The organism is Streptomyces viridiviolaceus (assembly GCF_014650995.1).
Classification (GTDB): domain Bacteria; phylum Actinomycetota; class Actinomycetes; order Streptomycetales; family Streptomycetaceae; genus Streptomyces; species Streptomyces viridiviolaceus.
This window is the reverse complement of sequence record NZ_BMWA01000012.1, coordinates 81,591-98,185: the sequence shown is the minus strand read 5'-3', so window position 1 is coordinate 98,185 and position 16,595 is coordinate 81,591. Positions and strand designations below refer to the sequence as shown.

Genomic DNA, 16,595 nt, shown 5'->3' with positions numbered 1-16,595 from the left:
CCCATGTCCGAGACCACCCACGTCTACGACTACGTCGTCATCGGCGGCGGCACCGCGGGCTCGGTCGTCGCCTCCCGCCTGACCGAGAACCCGGACGTCACGGTCGCCGTCATCGAGGGCGGCCCCAGTGACGTCGGCCGCGACGACGTCCTGACGCTGCGCCGCTGGATGGGCCTGCTCGGCGGCGAACTGGACTACGACTACCCCACCACCGAACAGCCACGCGGCAACTCCCACATCCGGCACAGCCGCGCCCGCGTGCTCGGCGGCTGCTCCTCGCACAACACGCTGATCGCCTTCAAGCCGCTGCCGTCCGACTGGGACGAGTGGGAGGCGGCCGGGGCCAAAGGCTGGGGCGCGGTGCAGATGGAGGCGTACTTCGCCCGCCTCCTCAACAACATCGTCCCGGTCGACGAGAAGGACCGGAACGCCATCGCCCGGGACTTCGTCGACGCGGCGCAGAAGGCGCTCCAGGTGCCCCGCATCGAGGGGTTCAACAAGAAGCCGTTCACCGAGGGCGTCGGCTTCTTCGACCTCGCCTACCACCCGGAGAACAACAAGCGCTCCTCGGCGTCGGTGGCGTATCTGCACCCGGTGATGGACGAGCGCCCCAACCTGACGATCCTGCTGGAGACCTGGGCGTACAAGCTCCAGCTGGACGGCACCCGCGCCGAGGGCGTCCACGTGCGCACCAAGGACGGCGAGGAGATCCTCGTCAAGGCGCGCAACGAGGTCGTGCTGTGCGCCGGCGCCGTCGACTCCCCGCGGCTGCTCCTGCACTCCGGCATCGGCCCGAAGGCCGACCTCGAGGCGCTCGGCATACCCGTGGCGCACGACCTGCCCGGCGTCGGCGAGAACCTGCTCGACCACCCCGAGTCGGTGATCGTGTGGGAGACGAACGGTCCCATCCCGGACAACTCGGCGATGGACTCCGACGCCGGCCTGTTCGTGCGTCGCGACCCCGAACACGCGGGCCCCGACCTGATGTTCCACTTCTACCAGATCCCCTTCACGGACAACCCGGAGCGACTGGGCTACGAGCGGCCGGAGTTCGGCGTCTCGATGACCCCGAACATCCCCAAGCCGAAGAGCCGCGGACGGCTCTACCTGACCAGCGCCGACCCCGAGGTCAAGCCCGCGCTCGACTTCCGCTACTTCACCGACGAGGACGACCACGACGGCCGCACCCTCGTCGACGGCATCCGCATCGCCCGCGAGATCGCCAAGGCCGAGCCGCTCGCCGGCTGGCTCAAGCGCGAGGTGTGCCCCGGCCCGGACATCACCGGCGACGAGGAGCTGAGCGAGTACGCCCGCAAGGTCGCCCACACCGTCTACCACCCGGCGGGCACCTGCCGCATGGGTGCCGCCGACGACGAGCAGGCGGTCGTCGACCCGGAGCTGCGCATCCGCGGCCTCGCGGGCATCCGCATCGCCGACGCCTCCGTGTTCCCGACCATGCCGGCCGTGAACCCGATGATCGGCGTGCTCATGGTCGGGGAGCGGGCCGTCGAGCTGATCGGCGGTGATGCCCGATGAGTACTTCCACCAGCACCGGTACGCCGCCGGGTACCGCGCGGCCCCCGGCCCCCGTCTTCTCCGTGGACGGCCTGTGGAAGGTCTTCGGCCCGAAGGCCGGCCGCGTCCCCGCCGACCCCGAGCTGACCGCCCTGTCCCCGGCCGAGCTGCGTGCCCGCACCGGCTGCACGGCCGCCGTCCGGGACGTGTCCTTCGACGTGCGCAAGGGCGAGGTCTTCGTCGTCATGGGCCTGTCCGGCTCCGGCAAGTCCACGCTCGTGCGGTGCCTGACCCGGCTGATCGAGCCGACCGCGGGCACCATCGCCATCGACGGCGAGGACGTCCGCGCCATGGACAAGTCCCGGCTGCGCGAACTGCGCCGCCACCGCGCCGCCATGGTCTTCCAGCACTTCGGCCTGCTCCCGCACCGCACGGTCCTCGACAACGTGGCCTACGGCCTGGAGGTCCAGGGCATGGGACGCGCCGAGCGGCGCGAGCGGGCCGCCGAGGTCGTCGCCAAGGTCGGCCTGGAGGGCCTGGAGCACCGACGCCCGGGCCAGCTCTCCGGCGGCCAGCGGCAGCGCGTCGGCCTCGCCCGCGCCCTCGCCGTCGACCCCGAGGTCCTGCTCTTCGACGAACCGTTCAGCGCGCTCGACCCGCTGATCCGGAGGGACATGCAGGAGGAGGTCGTCCGCCTGCACCGCGAGGAGGGCCGCACGATGGTCTTCATCACCCACGACCTCCAGGAGGCCCTGAAGCTGGGCGACCGCATCGCCCTGATGCGGGACGGCCGCGTCGTGCAGCTCGGCACCCCCGAGGAGATCGTGGGCTCGCCCGCCGACGACTACGTCCGCGCGTTCGTCCGAGACGTCCCGCGCGAGCAGGTCGTCACGGTCCGTACGGCCATGCGCCCCGCGTCGTCCGCCGACGAGGCCGGGGCCGGTCCGGCGCTGCGGCCCGAGGCCACGGTGACGGAGGCCATCGAGGCCGTCGCCCGCGCCGGCTCGGCCGCCCGCGTCATGTCCGACGGCCGCTGCCTGGGCGTGGTCGACGCGGAAGCGCTGCTGTCGGTCGTGGCGGGCACAGCCGACACGGCCGGCCCAGTCGAGGGCAGTCGTGCCGCCGGGGCGGCACGGGTGGACGACGGTGCCTCCCCCCCTCGGGCGAAGCCGGGAGCGGGGGAGGCACCGGCCGAGCGCCGTGAGCCGACCAACCCCGCCCTCGCCACGACCGAGGAGCCGGTGTGATGGCAACGATCACCGCACCGGCCCAGAAGGCCGCCCCGCCGGGCATCCTCACCAACCGAGCCGCCCGCAAGCTCCTGACCCTCGCCGTGGCCGCCGCGATCCTCGTCCCCCTCGCCGTCTCCCAGTGGGGCGGCACCACCTGGCCGAGCGCCCTCACCGTCGACGTCTCCGGGCCGCTCGGCACGGCCAGCGACTGGATCATCGACAACCGCGACAGCCACCCGCTGTTCCTCTATTTCTTCGGCCACGTCAGCAACGCCGTCGTGATCTCCGTACACGCCGTCTACCTCGCCCTGCTCGCCGTGGGCTGGGCGGGTGTCACGGCCGTCGGCGCCCTCGTCGCCTGGCGGGTCGCCGGAGTGCGGCTCGCCCTCGGCACGGCGGTGGCGTTCCTCGTCTGCGGGCTGCTCGGCATGTGGGTGCCGACCATGCAGACGCTCGCCCTGATGGTCGTCGCGGTCGTCGCGTCGGTCGTCGTCGGCGCGCTGCTGGGGCTGGCCGCCGGACTGTCCGACCGGATGGACCGCGTCCTGCGCCCCGTCCTCGACACCATGCAGGTCCTGCCGGCCTTCGCCTACCTGCTGCCCGTCGTCCTGGTCTTCGGCATCGGCGTGCCCGCCGCGGTCCTGGCCACCGTCGTCTACGCAGCCCCGCCCATGGCCCGGCTCACCGCCCTCGGTCTGCGCGGCGCCGACAAGGAGGTCCTGGAAGCGGTCGAGTCCCTCGGCACCACGGCCCGCCAGCGACTGCTGACGGCCCGCGTCCCGCTGGCCCGCAAGGACCTCCTCCTCGGCCTCAACCAGACGATCATGATGGCCCTCTCCATGGCCGTCATCGCCTCCGTGATCGGCGCCGGCGGTCTCGGCGACCGCGTCTACCAGGCGCTGGCCTCGGTCGACGTCGGCGCCGCCCTCGCGGCCGGCATCCCGATCGTGCTGCTCGCCGTCGTCCTGGACCGGGTGACGGGCGCGGCGGGGGAGCGGCTGGGGGACGCTCAGGCGTCCCCGGCCACGTGGGCCTACGCCCTGGTCGCCGCCGTCGCCGTGGCGCTCGCAGGGCGGTTCGCCGGGCTCCTGGAGTGGCCCGAGGCGTGGGAGGCGGAGATCGCCGGGCCGGTCAACCGCGCCGTCGACTGGATGACCGCGCACCTCTACTCCGGCGTGCCCGTGATCGGCGGCACCGCCGACTGGGCCGGCCACTTCACCACCTGGGTCCTCGACCCGCTCCGGGACGGCCTGCAGTGGCTGCCCTGGTGGTCCGTGCTGCTGGTCGTCGCCGCCCTGGCCTGGCTGATCGGCACCTGGCGCACCGCGCTGACCGCCGTCCTCGCCATGGCCGCGATCGGCGTGCTCGGGGTGTGGAACCCGTCCCTGGACACGCTCTCGCAGGTCCTCGCGGCCGTCGCCGTCACCCTCGTCATCGGCTTCGCCGTCGGCGTCGCCGCCGCCCGCAGCGACCGCTTCGAGCGGTGGCTCAGGCCCGTCCTGGACGTGTTCCAGACGATGCCGCAGTTCGTGTACCTGATCCCGGTCGTCGCCCTGTTCGGCGTGGGCCGCGCGCCCGCCGTGGCCGCCGCGGTCGTCTACGCCCTCCCGGCCGTCGTCCGCATCACCACCCAGGGACTGCGTCAGGTCGACCCCGCCGCCCTGGAGTCGGCCCGCTCGCTCGGCGCCACCAGCGGGCAGCAGCTGCGGCAGGTCCAGCTCCCGCTGGCCCGCCCGGCCCTGCTGCTCGCCGTCAACCAGGGAGTCGTCCTCGTCCTCGCGGTCGTCATCATCGGCGGCCTGGTCGGCGGTGGCGCCCTCGGCTACCAGGTCGTCTTCGGACTGGCCCAGGGCGACCTCGCGGCCGGCCTGGTGGCCGGCGCGGCGATCGTCTGCCTCGGCCTGATGCTCGACCGGGTGACCCAGCCGACCGAACGCCGTACGACGAAGGGAGCCTGACATGCGACTGCGTACGACGGCCGTGGCCGGCGCCCTGCTGTTGCTGACCGGCTGCGGCGCCGCCGACATGACCGAGCAGGCGTCCCCGTTCGCGAACGCCCAGGGCGCCAGGACCGTCACCCTGTCCGTGCAGTCCTGGGTCGGCGCCCAGGCCAACGTCGCCGTGGCCCAGTACCTGCTGGAGCACGAACTCGGCTACCGCGTCGACACCGTCCAGGTCGACGAGGTCCCCGCCTGGGACGCGCTCAGCCAGGGCCGGGTCGACGCCATCCTGGAGGACTGGGGCCATCCCGAACAGGAGCAGCGGTACGTCGAGGACAAGAAGACCATCGCGTCCGGCGGAGACCTCGGAGTCACCGGGCACATCGGCTGGTTCGTCCCCACGTACTTCGCGGAGGAGCACCCCGACGTCACGGACTGGAAGAACCTCGACAAGTACGCCGGCCTGCTCCGCACCCCGGAGAGCGGCGGCAAGGGCCAGCTGATGGACGGCTCCCCGTCCTACGTCACCAACGACGAGGCCCTGGTGAAGAACCTGGACCTCGACTACAAGGTCGTCTTCGCCGGCTCCGAGGCGGCCCAGATCACCCAGATCAAGCAGTTCGCCAAGGAGAAGAAGCCCTTCCTGACCTACTGGTACACCCCCCAGTGGCTGTTCGAGAAGGTCCCGATGACCGAGGTGAAGCTGCCGCCCTACAAGGACGGCTGCGACGCGGACCCGGCGAAGGTCGACTGCGCCTATCCGCACACCCCGCTGCAGAAGTACCTCAACGCCGACTTCGCGAAGCGCGGTGGCGAGGCGGCGGCGTTCCTGAAGAAGTTCACGTGGACGACCGAGGACCAGAACCAGGTCTCCCTGATGATCGCCGAGCAGAAGATGTCGCCCGAGGAGGCGGCGAAGGAGTGGGTGGACAGCCACGAGTCCGTCTGGAAGGCGTGGCTGCCCTGACCCTCACTTCACGAGCCGCGCCGCGATCTCCCGCAGCGCCACGGCCGCGCGTCGCTGGAGCCCCGGCCCGAACGTGATCCGGGTGGCCCCGAGCTCGCCGAGTTCGGCGGGCGAGGGGCCCTCCCCGGCCTTCGCGAACACGTTGACCGGCCCCTGGATCCCGGCCCGCAGCAGCGGCAGCACGGCGGCCGGGGCGCCGATCGGATACACGCAGTCGGCGCCCGCGGCGACGTACAGCGCCGCCCGCTCGATGGCCCGTTCGGGGTCCGCGACCCCGCGTACGAACGTGTCCACCCGGGCGTTGACGAACAGCCGGTCCGCCGCCGCGGACCGCACCTCGGCCAGCCAGTCGGCGTGCTCACGCGGGTCCTTCAGCTCCCCGCGCACGGAGTCCTCCAGGTTGCAGCCCACGGCGCCCGCCTCCAGCAGCCGGTCCACCAACTCCCCGGGTGCCAGCCCGTACCCGTCCTCCACGTCCGCCGACACCGGCACGTCGACCGCCCGGGCGATCCGCGCGACCGCCGCGAACATCTCGTCGGCCGGGGTGGCCCCGTCCTCGTACCCGAGGGCGGCGGCGACCCCGGCGCTGGGCGTCGCGAGCGCCCGGAACCCGGCCTCGACGAACACGCGGGCACTCGCCGCGTCCCAGGGCCCCGGCAGGACCAAGGGGTCCTCGGGAGTACGGCCGTGGTGGAGGGCGCGGAAGAGAGCGGCTTTCGTCACCACTCGGTGCTCCCTGGGGGAATCCGCCGCCCGACCATCAGCCGGTTCCAGCTGTTGATGGCGGTGATCAGGGCGAGCAGGTGAGCCAGCCGCGCGCCGTCGAAGTGCCGAGCGGCCTCCTCGTACACCTCGTCGGGCACGAACCCCTCCGTCAGGACCGTGACCGCCTCGGTCAACGCCAGCGCCGCCCGCTCCCGCCCGTCGAAGACCTCCTCGGCCTCCTCCCAGGCACTCAGCAGATCGAGCTGCCGCTCGCTCACCCCGTGCTTGCGGGCAATGGCGAGGTGCATGTCGAGGCAGAACGCGCAGTGGTTGATCTGCGAGGCGCGGATCTGCACCAGCTCGGCGAGACCGGGATCGTCGAAACCCCTCTTGGCGGCGGCACTCACGGCCTGCAGCGCGGAGCGCACGCCGGCGTCCAGGTGCGTCGTACGGGCCGTCACCCGTGCTGCCCGGGCTGGTAGTGGCCCGGGGTCATCCGGCACGTCACGCCGAACCGGTTCCACGCGTTGATCACCGCGATCGCGGAGATCAGCTGCGCCAGCTCGGCCTCCTGGAAGTGCTTCTCGGCCTTCGCGTACACCTCGTCCGGAACGAACCCGTCCGTCAGGACGGTCACCGCCTCGGTCAGCTCCAGCGCCGCGAGCTCCTTCTCGGTGTAGAAGTGCCGCGACTCCTCCCACGCGTTCAGCTGGACGATCCGCTCGACGCTCTCACCCGCCGCGAGCGCGTCCTTGGCGTGCATGTCGATGCACAGGGCGCAGCGGTTGATCTGCGAGGCGCGGATCTTCACCAGTTCGTACAGCTTCGGGTCCAGCCCCTTCCGGGCCGCCGTGTCGAGCCGGATCATCGCCTTGTAGACCTCCGGGGCGTGCTCCGCCCAGCGCAGTCGGACGGGCAGCTCCGGCGCGTACTCGGTCGTGTCCTCGGTGTATGTCGTCATGCCCTCGACCCTAGGAACCAAGCAGCCCAGGAGTATGGTCCATTTCCATGGCGGAACACTGGGCCACTTTGGGTGTCGACCTCCACCTCGAACCGACCGGACCGGGCCTGCGCCGCGGCCTGACCGACGCCCTGCGCGAGGCCGTCCGCACCGGCCGCCTGGCACCCGGCACCCGGCTGCCCTCCTCCCGCACCCTCGCCGCCGACCTCGGCATCGCCCGCAACACCGTCGCCGACGCCTACGCCGACCTCGTCGCCGAGGGCTGGCTCACCGCACGGCAGGGCTCCGGCACCCGGGTGGCCATGGGGGCGCCGTCCGCGCTCTCCGGGCAGCGCTCCCGGACGGCGGCCTCGCCGACCGGGCCGGACTCCCGGCCCCGCGACCGCTCCCGACCCCACTACGACCTCCGCCCCGGCACCCCCGACCTCGCCTCCTTCCCGCGCGCCGAGTGGCTCAAGGCCGCCCGCCGCGCCCTCGCCGCGGCCCCGAACGACGCCCTCGGCTACGGCGACCCCCGGGGCCGGCCCGAACTGCGCACCGCCCTCGCCGGCTACCTCTCCCGGGCGCGCGGCGTGCGCGCCGACCCGCAACGCCTCCTGATCTGCGGCGGTTTCGCCCATGCACTGACGATCCTCGGCGCCGTGCTGCGGGCCCGCGGCGTGCACACCGTCGCCGTCGAGTCCTACGGCCTCGACCGGCACCGGGACGTACTGACCGCGTCCGGCCTGCGCACGGTCCCGCTGCCCTTCGACGAACGGGGCACCGACCCCGGGCCGCTGACGGACACCGGCGCCGGCGCCGTACTGCTCACCCCCGCCCACCAGTTCCCGATGGGCGAACCCCTGCACCCCGACCGCCGGGCGGCCGTCGTGGACTGGGCGCGGCGCACCGGCGGCCTCGTCCTGGAGGACGACTACGACGGGGAGTTCCGCTACGACCGCCAGCCCGTGGGCGCCCTCCAGGGCCTGGACCCCGACCGCGTGGTCTACCTGGGCACCGCGAGCAAGTCCCTCGCCCCCGGCCTCCGGCTGGCCTGGGCGGTGCTGCCGCCGGGGCTCGCCGACGACCTCACGGCGGCCAGGGGCGGCCTGGACACCTGCGGGGTGCTGGACCAGCTGACCCTGGCCGAGTTCCTCACCTCGGGCGCCTACGACCGGCACGTCCGCTCCTCCCGCCTGCGCTACCGCCGCCGCCGCGACGCCCTGGTCGCGGCGCTCGCCGAACGCGCGCCCGAGGTCCGGGCCACCGGCATCGCCGCCGGGCTGCACGCGGTCCTGCGGCTGCCGCCCGGCACCGAACGGTCGGTGGTCCGGTCGGCCGCCTGGCAGGGACTCGGCCTGTACGGCCTGTCCTTCTTCCGCCACCCGGACGCGGTGACCGAACGACTGGACGCCGTGGTCGTCGGCTACGGCACCCCGCCCGACCACGCCTGGACGGGGGCCCTGGACGCGCTGTGCCGCGCGCTGCCGTAGAGTCCAGCCCCGGCGGCGGCCGTACACTCGATCGGCCCAACTGCCGTACACACGCATGGACAACGGGGAGACAAGGACATGGCAGAGACCCGGCGGCGGCTGAGGTCGAGCACCGTGGTGCTCGGCGGCATGGGAGTCCTCGCGGCGGCCCTGAGCGCGTGCGGCTCGGACCCGGACCGCCGGTGCGTGGACCGCGACAGTTACGACTACCTCAACGGCTACAAGATCGTCGCCGACAAGAACTGCAAGTCGTCGGGCTCCTCCTCCGGCAAGAACCGCAAGACCGGCGCCAAGAGGGTGGCGAGCGCCGACTGGTACTACGACGCCGACGTCTCGGGCGGCTGGGCCGACGACGGCACCTTCAGCCGCGACGAGGCCGTCGACCGCGGCGGCTTCGGCTGCTCCAGCTCCGGCAGCGGCGGCGGCTGAGCCGTGCGGCGCCACACCATCGAGCCCCGCCCCGGCTGGCAGCAGACCGTCGAGGAACAGGGGTGCATCTACCCGCTCACCCGCTACCCCGACGACTCCCTGCGCCCCTACTGGGACGAGAGCGCCTACTACGTCTTCTCCCTGGAGGAGGTCGAAGCGCTGGAGGAGGTCGTCGAGGAACTCCACCGCATGTGCCTGGCCGCGGCCGAGCACATCGTCGCCGCCGACCGCTTCGCCGACCTCGGCATCACCGACCCGCGCGTGGCCGGCGCGGTCGCCGAGGCATGGCGCCGCCGCGCCGAACTGCCCTCCGTCTACGCCCGCTTCGACCTGCGCTACGACGGAACCGGGCCCGCCAAGCTCCTGGAGTACAACGCCGACACGCCCACCTCCCTCGTCGAGGCCGCCTCCCCGCAGTGGTTCTGGATGGAGGAGCGCTTCCCCGGCGCCGACCAGTGGAACTCCCTCCACGAGCGCCTGATCGACGCCTGGAAGAAGCAGGCCGCCCTCCTCCCGCCCGGCGGCCCCCTGTACTTCGCGCACTCCTCCGCCGACGAACTCGGCGAGGACCTCATGACGGTCGCCTACCTCAAGGAGACCGCCGAGCAGGCCGGCCTGGACACCGACTGGATCTCCATGGAGGAGATCGGCTGGGACCGCCTGTCGGGCCGCTTCGTCGACAACAAGCTGCGCTTCATCCGCAGCATCTTCAAGCTCTACCCCTGGGAGTGGCTCACCACCGACCGCTTCGCCGACCACGTCCTGGACACCCTCGACAACGGCGGCGGCACCGGCACCACCCTGTGGATCGAACCCGCCTGGAAGATGCTGCTCAGCAACAAGGCCCTCCTGGCGATCCTCTGGGAGCTGTACCCCGGCCACCCCAACCTCCTCCCCGCCTACCTGGACGGCCCGAGGGAACTGGCGCACACCACCGGCTACGTGGCCAAGCCGCTGCTGGGCCGCGAGGGCGCGGGCGTCACCGTCCACCGGCCCGGCACCGAAGCCGCCCCGCGCACCGAGCCCTGCTGCTACCAGGAACTGGCCCCCCTCCCCGACTTCGACGGCAACCGGGTGGTCCTCGGCGCCTGGGTGGTGGAGAACGAGTCGGCGGGCCTGGGCATCCGGGAGTCGAAGGGCCTGATCACGGACGAGTACGCACGCTTCCTGCCACACGTCATCCTCTGAGAGGAGCCCCGAGGGCGACGCCCCAGCGGCACGGGGCCGTGCCCGGCACGCGGCTTGGCCGCGCGCGAACGGCCACGACGAATGCGCGGATCGCCCCCCGCAGCGACCCGGCGGACGCCCCCGCTCGCATGGTGGACGCCGGCGTTCGTCCCCGCGTGCCGCCCGGTAGGCTGACCACGGGCCGTGACTGGCGCGCTGGGATGGGACCGACCATCGGGAAGCGGCCCCCGGACCCGTGACCCCCCGGGACCGGCAATGTGCCGTGCGCCTGGGCCGTACCGTGAACGCTGAACGCAACGTCCGGAGGTCCCCATGCCCGCCGAGCCCCTCTCCACCGCTTCCACCGCCTACCGCGCCGCCCTCGACGTGATCCGCACCGTCGAGCCCCGCGTCGCCGACGCCATCGGCCAGGAGGTCGCCGACCAGCGCGCGATGCTCAAGCTGATCGCCTCCGAGAACTACGCCTCCCCGGCAACCCTCCTGGCGATGGGCAACTGGTTCAGCGACAAGTACGCCGAGGGCACCGTCGGCCGCCGCTTCTACGCCGGCTGCCGCAACGTCGACACCGTCGAGTCGCTGGCCGCCGAGCACGCGCGTGAGCTCTTCGGCGCCCGCCACGCCTACGTCCAGCCGCACTCCGGCATCGACGCCAACCTCGTGGCCTTTTGGGCCGTCCTCGCCCAGCGCGTCGAGGCCCCCGCACTGGAGAAGGCCGGCGTCCGCCAGGTCAACGACCTCTCCGAGGCCGACTGGGCCGAGCTCCGCCGGGCCTTCGGCAACCAGCGCATGCTCGGCATGTCCCTGGACGCCGGCGGCCACCTCACCCACGGCTTCCGCCCGAACATCTCCGGCAAGATGTTCGACCAGCGCTCCTACGGCACCGACCCGGCCACCGGGCTGATCGACTACGAGGCCCTGCGCGCCTCCGCCCGCGAGTTCAAGCCGCTGATCATCGTCGCCGGCTACTCCGCCTACCCCCGTCTGGTGAACTTCCGGATCATGCGTGAGATCGCCGACGAGGTCGGCGCCACGCTCATGGTCGACATGGCCCACTTCGCCGGCCTCGTCGCAGGCAAGGTCCTCACCGGCGACTTCGACCCGGTCCCGCACGCCCAGATCGTCACCACCACCACCCACAAGTCCCTGCGCGGCCCGCGCGGCGGCATGGTCCTGTGCGACGACTCCCTCAAGGACCAGGTCGACCGCGGCTGCCCGATGGTCCTCGGCGGCCCGCTCCCGCACGTCATGGCCGCCAAGGCGGTCGCCCTGGCCGAGGCCCGCCAGCCCTCCTTCCGCGACTACGCCCAGCGCATCGTCGACAACTCCCGCGCGCTCGCCGAGGGCCTGATGCGCCGAGGCGCGACCCTCGTCACCGGCGGCACCGACAACCACCTCAACCTGATCGACGTCGCCACCTCCTACGGCCTCACCGGCCGCCAGGCCGAGGCCGCCCTGCTGGACTCCGGGATCGTCACCAACCGCAACGCCATCCCGGCCGACCCGAACGGCGCCTGGTACACCTCCGGCATCCGCATCGGCACGCCCGCCCTGACCACCCGCGGCCTGGGCACCGCCGAGATGGACGAGGTCGCCGGACTCATCGACCGCGTCCTGACCACCACCGAGCCGGGCACCACCAGCAAGGGCGCGCCCTCCAAGGCCCAGCACATCCTCGACCCCAAGGTCGCGGACGAGATCTCCCACCGGGCCACCGACCTCGTGACCGGCTTCCCGCTCTACCCGGAGATCGACCTGGGCTGACCCCGGCTGTCGACGCCCCGCCGGGCCTGTCCGGCGGCGCTCACAGACCGATCAGCTCCTGACGTGGCTCCTCCCGCGGCGGGCCGGCCTCATGCCGGGCCGCCGCGCGGCGTACCAGCAGAGTGCCGCCGGCCCCGGCGTCCGGCCCCGGAGCCGCCCACCAGACCGCGTCCGGCCCCGACCCGCCGGTGCCTGCCCGTCTGCGGCGCCACTGCCGGCCTTCACGCGTCGAACAGCTCCTGCCGGGGTTCCGCCCTGCGCCGGCGGAGCTCCGCCGGTATCCGCGAGACATGCGGCCGCAGCACCAGCGCCAGCACCGCCCCGGCCGCCGCGCCCGGCACCGCCCACCACCAGTCCGTACCCCCGTCCGCCGAACCGGCCGCCCGCGCGGCAGGCGCCTTGGACGCCCCCGCCTCCGCGGCGCTTCCGTCCGTCACGGCCCCGCCCGACACGGCCCCACCCGTCTCCTCCGGTGCAGGGAAGATGCCGGACGAGCCCTCGGGCGACGCCTTGCCCGTCAGTCCCAGCTCCTTCAGCAGGGCACGGAGCTGGTCGGGCCGCTCGGCGCGGTGCCAGGTGCCCCGCATCGCGCCGGGGACATCCGTCGAGGTGTGTATCCAGACCTGCCGGTCGTCGAGCGCCGCGTAGACCCGGTCCACCCGCCACGGCGTCACGTCGTGCACCAGCCATGTCACATTGATCTGCCGGGCGGACCCGAGGCCGGCCTCGGGAGGCTTGGTCCGGCTGCCCGCGCCCACCGGGCCCAGCAACCGCTCCAATTCCCCGTACTCCCTGTCGGAGTAGTACAGCGATGCCGTCTCCGTGCTCTCCGGCGAGACCAGCATCACGCTCGTCGGTCCCCCGGCGGAGGCGGACGACGCACCCCACACCATCACGGCCAGCGTCGCCGCCAACGCCCCTGCCAACGCCACCACTTCCCGAGTCCTGACCCACCACCTGCGCATGGAGAACCCCCTTCCGCCGAACCCGAGCGGCCCGTCCCCGAGCCGCGTGTCACTTCTGGTACACCGCCCGTGCCGCCGGGGTTCCCACCCCGCATCCGGCTATTTCGCGGGAGACCGCTCCAGCGACTCCGCGACCTCCACGGCCCGGTCCCTGGAGGCCACCCCCTCCAGACGCAGCGACAGCTCCCCGCCGCCATGGGTCCACAGCAGCGTCGGCCCCGCCGTGCGCTCCCGGCGCATGTAGCGCTCCCCGTCCGCGTCCACCAGCCAGAAACTCAGCAGGTGCGGCCGGGGGAACCACAGCGCCGGATCCGCCGTCCCGCCGGCCGTGCCGCCACCGCCGAGCGACAGCCACTCCGGCTGCTCGCGCACGGTCTTGACGAAGCCGATGTCCAGCCGGGCCGGGTACTGGTCCAGCCGGACCGTGCCACCCTGTCCGCCCGCCGCCCCGCGCCAGCACAGAGTCACCAGGAACCGCCCATTCGGCATCCCGCCGACCGACACCGCGTCCGGGGCACCGAGCGCCGCCGGCACCACCGGCTCGAACCCGGCCCGCCGTCCGGCCTCGGCGAGCGGCACCGACCGCCCGCAGCCGGGCACCTCGGCGCCCGGCGACGGCGCGGCCGACGGGTCGTACCGCACCTGGACCCCGCCGAAGCCGAACCAGTCCAGGACCACCGCCCGCACCGGGGGCGTGAGCAGGAGCACCGTCAGCAGACCGCACAGGGCGGCCGTCAGCGAACGCCACCGCATCCGCGTCCAGCGCCGCACCGCCCGCAGCCGCTCGGCAGGCCCCGCCGGCGCGGCCACCGGGACCGGCACCCGCTCGGCGAGTATCTGCCCCAGCACCCGCTCGACCATCGTCTCCGGCCCCGCCCCGCCGTCGGCCCCCGGCGGATCCAGCGACCGTCCCAGCGCCCGAAGCTCCTCCGGCAGCCCGCCGGCGCCCTCGTACGCCTCCGGCTCGTCACGCACGCCCCTCACCCCCCTCCCCGAGCTCGTCCCCGGGCCGGAAGTCCGGCAGCAGCCGGGCCAGCTTCCGCAGCGCACGACTGAGCCGGGACTTCACCGTCCCCCGGGGCCAGCCCAGTGCCTGGGCCGTCTCGGACTCGTCCATCTCCAGCAGATAGCGATAGGTGACGACCAGACGATGCTCCTCGCTCAGCTGTTCCAACGCGGCCAGCAGTGCCGAGCGGCGCTCGGTCCGCAGGGTCGCCACCGCCGGGTCCGCCGACTCCGGTATCAGCGGCTCCGCCTCCACGAACGCCGCCTCGCGGTCGGCCAGCGTGCGCTGGCGCGCGGCCGTGCGCACTGTGTTCCTCGTCTCATTGGCCACGATCGCCAGCAGCCACGGCTTGAACGCCGTGCCGTCCCGGAACCGCCCCAGCGCGCAGTACGCCTTCACGAACGCCTGCTGCACCACGTCCTCCGCGTCCGCCCCCGCCCCGAGCGCGGTGGCCGCCCGCAGCGCGATGGCCGTGTGGGCCCGCACCAGCTGCGCATACGCCTCCGGCTCCCCGGCGCGTACGCGTGCGATCACCGCGGCCTCATCGACGATGCGGCCCCCCTCCCGCGTCCTCACACCTTTGTTACACCGCCGGGGACCGATCGGTTCCCATCTGTTTCCGACCAGTTCCGGAGCGGCCGCCGCGACCTGAGAGAATGGTGAGCATGGCCTCTGATCGACCCCGCGTGCTCTCTGGTATCCAGCCCACCGCCGGCTCGTTCCACCTCGGCAACTACCTCGGTGCCGTCCGCCAGTGGGTGGCCCTGCAGGAGACCCACGACGCGTTCTACATGGTCGTCGACCTGCACGCGATCACGGTTCCGCAGGACCCGAAGGAGCTGCGCGCCAACACCCGGCTCGCCGCCGCCCAGCTGCTGGCCGCCGGACTCGACCCGGAGCGCTGCACGCTCTTCGTCCAGAGCCACGTCCCCGAGCACGCCCAGCTCGCCTGGGTCATGAACTGCCTCACCGGATTCGGCGAGGCCTCCCGCATGACCCAGTTCAAGGACAAGTCGGCCAAGCAGGGCGCCGACCGCGCGTCCGTCGGCCTGTTCACGTACCCGATCCTCCAGGTCGCGGACATCCTGCTCTACCAGGCCAACGAGGTCCCCGTCGGCGAGGACCAGCGCCAGCACATCGAGCTGACCCGGGACCTCGCGGAGCGCTTCAACGGACGTTTCGGCGAGACCTTCACCGTCCCCTCGCCGTACATCCTGAAGGAGACCGCGAAGATCTACGACCTCCAGGACCCGTCGATCAAGATGAGCAAGTCGGCGTCCACGCCGAAGGGCCTGATCAACCTCCTGGACGAGCCGAAGACCACCGCCAAGAAGGTCAAGAGCGCGGTCACCGACACGGACACCGTGATCCGCTTCGACCCGGAGAACAAGCCGGGCGTCAGCAATCTCCTCTCGATCTACTCGACCCTCACCGGGGCGGGCATCGCGGAACTGGAGGAGAAGTACGCCGGCAAGGGCTACGGCGCGCTCAAGACGGACCTCGCCGAGGTCATGGTCGAGTTCGTCTCGCCGTTCCGGGAGCGCACCCAGCAGTACCTGGACGACCCGGAGACGCTCGACTCGATCCTGGCCAAGGGCGCGGAGAAGGCGCGCGCCGTCGCCGCGGAGACCCTCTCCCGGACCTACGAGATGGTGGGCTTCCTGCCCGCCAAGCACTGACCGCACCACTCCGGCACGGTGCCGTACCACCGCGCGGCGAGCGCTGTACATCACTCCGTTCGTGCCTGCCCGCGGCACGGTCGTGGCCGTACAGTCGATAACCGGGTGGTCGCATCGGCGGCCCCCTCCGTCCGCCCGTGGGCGACGGCACCGACAGAAGGACAGGAGACGACGTGGGGACCGTAACGATCGGCGTGTCGATCGCGGTCCCGGAGCCTCACGGCAGCGAGCTCCAGCAGCTGCGCGCGGGCTTCGGCGACGCCGCGGCTCACGGCATCCCCACGCATGTCACGCTGCTGCCGCCGACAGAGGTCGACAGTGGCGACCTGCCGGCCGTCGAGGGGCACCTCACCGAGGTCGCCGCGGCCGGCCGGCCGTTCCCGATGCGGCTCGCCGGGACCGGGACCTTCCGGCCGCTGTCGCCGGTCGTGTTCGTCCAGGTGGCCACGGGCGCCGAAGGCTGCGCCCTGCTGCAGCAGCAGGTCCGGGACGCCTCAGGGCCGCTGGCACGCGAACTGCAGTTCCCGTACCACCCGCACGTCACGGTGGCGCACGGCATCGACGACGCCGCGATGGACCGCGCGTACGAGGAGCTCGCCGACTACGAGGCCGAGTGGATCTGCACCGGCTTCGCCCTGTACGAGCAGGGCGCCGACGGGGTCTGGCGCAAGCTGCGCGAGTACGCGTTCGGCGGTGCGGTGGTGCCGCCGCAGGCCGGCGCCCCGTTGGAACGGGGCGGTCTGACCGCGTACTGACCGAGGGGACGCGGGGCGCA

General features: G+C 72.8%; 16 protein-coding genes and 1 riboswitch. Of the genes, 10 read left to right on the top strand and 6 right to left on the bottom strand.

The features are described from left to right. Nucleotides 1-3: 3 nt before the first annotated feature. From IE260_RS19080 to IE260_RS19065, 4 genes are read left to right on the top strand one after another with little or no spacing between them, the layout of a single operon-like run. Nucleotides 4-1,536, top strand: a complete 1,533-nt coding sequence (locus IE260_RS19080; RefSeq protein WP_189873452.1) for a GMC family oxidoreductase — start codon at nt 4-6, stop codon at nt 1,534-1,536. Continuing rightward, on the top strand, nt 1,533-2,762 hold the full coding sequence (locus IE260_RS19075; RefSeq protein ID WP_189873449.1) for a quaternary amine ABC transporter ATP-binding protein: 1,230 nt from the start codon (nt 1,533-1,535) through the stop codon (nt 2,760-2,762). The genes IE260_RS19080 and IE260_RS19075 overlap by 4 nt, the downstream gene beginning before the upstream one ends. Then, complete coding sequence (locus IE260_RS19070; RefSeq protein ID WP_189873447.1) at nt 2,762-4,705, top strand: ABC transporter permease; 1,944 nt, start codon at nt 2,762-2,764, stop codon at nt 4,703-4,705. Before IE260_RS19075 ends, IE260_RS19070 begins: the two co-directional genes overlap by 1 nt. Before the next feature lies 1 nt (nt 4,706). Next, complete coding sequence (locus IE260_RS19065; protein ID WP_189873445.1) at nt 4,707-5,654, top strand: ABC transporter substrate-binding protein; 948 nt, start codon at nt 4,707-4,709, stop codon at nt 5,652-5,654. 3 nt (nt 5,655-5,657) lie between these two features. Here IE260_RS19065 and IE260_RS19060 read toward each other — a convergent pair whose 3' ends face one another. The 3 genes from IE260_RS19060 to IE260_RS19050 are packed head-to-tail and all read right to left on the bottom strand — an operon-like array spanning nt 5,658 to nt 7,320. Beyond that, on the bottom strand, nt 5,658-6,377 hold the full coding sequence (locus IE260_RS19060; protein ID WP_189873443.1) for an isocitrate lyase/PEP mutase family protein: 720 nt from the start codon (nt 6,375-6,377) through the stop codon (nt 5,658-5,660). Beyond that, nucleotides 6,374-6,820 carry a carboxymuconolactone decarboxylase family protein gene (locus IE260_RS19055; protein ID WP_189873442.1) on the bottom strand — a complete coding sequence of 149 codons (447 nt, stop codon included), beginning with the start codon at nt 6,818-6,820 and terminating at the stop codon, nt 6,374-6,376. The genes IE260_RS19060 and IE260_RS19055 overlap by 4 nt, the downstream gene beginning before the upstream one ends. After that, nucleotides 6,817-7,320, bottom strand: coding sequence for a carboxymuconolactone decarboxylase family protein (locus IE260_RS19050; protein ID WP_189873440.1), 504 nt, complete (start codon nt 7,318-7,320; stop codon nt 6,817-6,819). The genes IE260_RS19055 and IE260_RS19050 overlap by 4 nt, the downstream gene beginning before the upstream one ends. 47 nt (nt 7,321-7,367) lie before the next feature. On the opposite strand from IE260_RS19050, the gene pdxR reads away from it, so the two are divergent. The 4 genes from pdxR to IE260_RS19030 all read left to right on the top strand — a co-directional run bounded on the left by pdxR (nt 7,368) and on the right by IE260_RS19030 (nt 12,170). Next, nucleotides 7,368-8,792, top strand: coding sequence for a MocR-like pyridoxine biosynthesis transcription factor PdxR (gene pdxR / locus IE260_RS19045; RefSeq protein WP_189873438.1), 1,425 nt, complete (start codon nt 7,368-7,370; stop codon nt 8,790-8,792). 78 nt (nt 8,793-8,870) lie between these two features. Next, nucleotides 8,871-9,221, top strand: coding sequence for a hypothetical protein (locus IE260_RS19040; RefSeq protein WP_189873436.1), 351 nt, complete (start codon nt 8,871-8,873; stop codon nt 9,219-9,221). A 3-nt stretch (nt 9,222-9,224) separates the two neighbouring features. Further along, nucleotides 9,225-10,409: a glutathionylspermidine synthase family protein gene (locus tag IE260_RS19035; RefSeq protein ID WP_189873434.1), complete on the top strand. Its 1,185-nt coding sequence runs from the start codon at nt 9,225-9,227 to the stop codon at nt 10,407-10,409. A 173-nt stretch (nt 10,410-10,582) separates the two neighbouring features. After that, a riboswitch (ZMP/ZTP riboswitch) is annotated at nt 10,583-10,690 on the top strand. A gap of 31 nt (nt 10,691-10,721) precedes the next feature. Beyond that, complete coding sequence (locus IE260_RS19030; RefSeq protein ID WP_189873432.1) at nt 10,722-12,170, top strand: glycine hydroxymethyltransferase; 1,449 nt, start codon at nt 10,722-10,724, stop codon at nt 12,168-12,170. Between the two features lie 221 nt (nt 12,171-12,391). Here the strand turns inward: IE260_RS19030 and IE260_RS19025 are convergent, their stop codons facing one another. The 3 genes from IE260_RS19025 to IE260_RS19015 all read right to left on the bottom strand — a co-directional run bounded on the left by IE260_RS19025 (nt 12,392) and on the right by IE260_RS19015 (nt 14,717). Next, nucleotides 12,392-13,105: a hypothetical protein gene (locus IE260_RS19025; protein WP_229880884.1), complete on the bottom strand. Its 714-nt coding sequence runs from the start codon at nt 13,103-13,105 to the stop codon at nt 12,392-12,394. Between the two features lie 129 nt (nt 13,106-13,234). Continuing rightward, nucleotides 13,235-14,110, bottom strand: coding sequence for a hypothetical protein (locus IE260_RS19020; RefSeq protein ID WP_189873428.1), 876 nt, complete (start codon nt 14,108-14,110; stop codon nt 13,235-13,237). Beyond that, a complete protein-coding gene (locus tag IE260_RS19015; protein ID WP_189873426.1) occupies nt 14,103-14,717 on the bottom strand; it encodes an RNA polymerase sigma factor in 615 nt (204 codons plus the stop codon). Before IE260_RS19015 ends, IE260_RS19020 begins: the two co-directional genes overlap by 8 nt. Before the next feature lie 89 nt (nt 14,718-14,806). Here IE260_RS19015 and trpS point away from each other — a divergent pair, with 89 nt between their 5' ends. Continuing rightward, a complete protein-coding gene (trpS, locus tag IE260_RS19010; protein ID WP_189873424.1) occupies nt 14,807-15,820 on the top strand; it encodes a tryptophan--tRNA ligase in 1,014 nt (337 codons plus the stop codon). Between the two features lie 173 nt (nt 15,821-15,993). Then, nucleotides 15,994-16,575: a 2'-5' RNA ligase family protein gene (locus IE260_RS19005; protein ID WP_189873422.1), complete on the top strand. Its 582-nt coding sequence runs from the start codon at nt 15,994-15,996 to the stop codon at nt 16,573-16,575. The last annotated feature ends 20 nt before the right edge of the window (nt 16,576-16,595 follow it).

What these genes read in the sequence shown, in the direction of transcription:
- pdxR (WP_189873438.1), top strand. Translation starts at nt 7,368, where the DNA reads ATGGCGGAACACTGGGCCACTTTGGGTGTCGACCTCCACCTCGAACCG.
- IE260_RS19075 (WP_189873449.1), top strand. Translation starts at nt 1,533, where the DNA reads ATGAGTACTTCCACCAGCACCGGTACGCCGCCGGGTACCGCGCGGCCC.
- IE260_RS19065 (WP_189873445.1), top strand. Translation starts at nt 4,707, where the DNA reads ATGCGACTGCGTACGACGGCCGTGGCCGGCGCCCTGCTGTTGCTGACC.
- trpS (WP_189873424.1), top strand. Translation starts at nt 14,807, where the DNA reads ATGGCCTCTGATCGACCCCGCGTGCTCTCTGGTATCCAGCCCACCGCC.
- IE260_RS19070 (WP_189873447.1), top strand. Translation starts at nt 2,762, where the DNA reads ATGGCAACGATCACCGCACCGGCCCAGAAGGCCGCCCCGCCGGGCATC.
- IE260_RS19080 (WP_189873452.1), top strand. Translation starts at nt 4, where the DNA reads ATGTCCGAGACCACCCACGTCTACGACTACGTCGTCATCGGCGGCGGC.
- IE260_RS19050 (WP_189873440.1), bottom strand. Translation starts at nt 7,320, where the DNA reads ATGACGACATACACCGAGGACACGACCGAGTACGCGCCGGAGCTGCCC.
- IE260_RS19040 (WP_189873436.1), top strand. Translation starts at nt 8,871, where the DNA reads ATGGCAGAGACCCGGCGGCGGCTGAGGTCGAGCACCGTGGTGCTCGGC.
- IE260_RS19030 (WP_189873432.1), top strand. Translation starts at nt 10,722, where the DNA reads ATGCCCGCCGAGCCCCTCTCCACCGCTTCCACCGCCTACCGCGCCGCC.